General features: G+C 64.6%; 1 protein-coding gene. It reads right to left on the bottom strand.

Features of this window, described 5'->3' with window-relative positions:
* Positions 1–45: 45 nt before the first annotated feature.
* On the bottom strand, positions 46–639 hold the full coding sequence (locus EYZ64_RS00240; RefSeq protein ID WP_502702919.1) for a class I SAM-dependent methyltransferase: 594 nt from the start codon (positions 637–639) through the stop codon (positions 46–48).
* Between the last annotated feature and the right edge of the window lie 147 nt (positions 640–786).

The following is a 786-nucleotide window of genomic DNA, read 5'->3' as shown; positions in this document are numbered from 1 at the left end:
ATGCGCCGTCGAGCCTGCTCATCCCGCTGGCCGACCCCGCAGCATTCACGCCGGACGAGTCGCGCGGAGGTACGTAAGCCGTCCGGCCAACCGGATGTGCCCGGATCCCACTACCGTGCAATCGAACCCGGCCTCCTCGAGCAGCCGAGGGAGGGCGTCGCCGTGCACATCGACGACGTCCAATCTGCCGCCTGGCCGCAGGACCCGGAACAGCTCGCGGGCGGCCGCGATCTTGGTCGCTTCGTCGAGATGGTGCAGCATCATCGACGACAGCGCCCGGTCGAACTCGCCGTCGTCGAACGGCAGTTCTTGGGCGTAGGCCCGCGTGAATCCGATACCGGTCATGCCCTTGGCTTTTCGCTCTGCACGCCGCAGCGCCCGCGGGTCAGGGTCGGTACCGACGATATCGGCGCCGGGACATGCCTTCTTGGCGCGGACGGTGAGGTTGCCGGTTCCACAACCTATTTCGATGACCCGCTGGCCGTCTGAGAGTCCGGCCTGCGCGACCAGGTGACGGTATGCGGGGTTCATCCCCAAGACCCGCGTCAGGAGGTCGTAACCGGGCAGGAACGCATCATGGCCGGCCGCAGGCAGGTAGTCATGCCGATTCTTCAGAATATGTGGACGATGTTCGGTCATGCATTCCATGATCCATTCGGCAGCACCTGGGGAGTTGGGCGAAAATTGGCTGTATCAGGATTATCTTTGGCGTCATGGCCGATGTGTCTCGATTGGTCCGCCACCGCGACGGCGTCCCGGTGTACCGGTACTGGGCGTACGGCGATG

The sequence above is a fragment of the Mycobacterium sp. DL99 genome, from assembly GCF_004762045.1.
GTDB lineage: Bacteria > Actinomycetota > Actinomycetes > Mycobacteriales > Mycobacteriaceae > Mycobacterium.
This window is presented reverse-complemented; position numbering and strand designations above follow the sequence as displayed.

Excerpts from the sequence above, each read along its gene's own strand:
- EYZ64_RS00240 (WP_502702919.1), bottom strand. The coding sequence starts at position 639 with ATGACCGAACATCGTCCACATATTCTGAAGAATCGGCATGACTACCTG.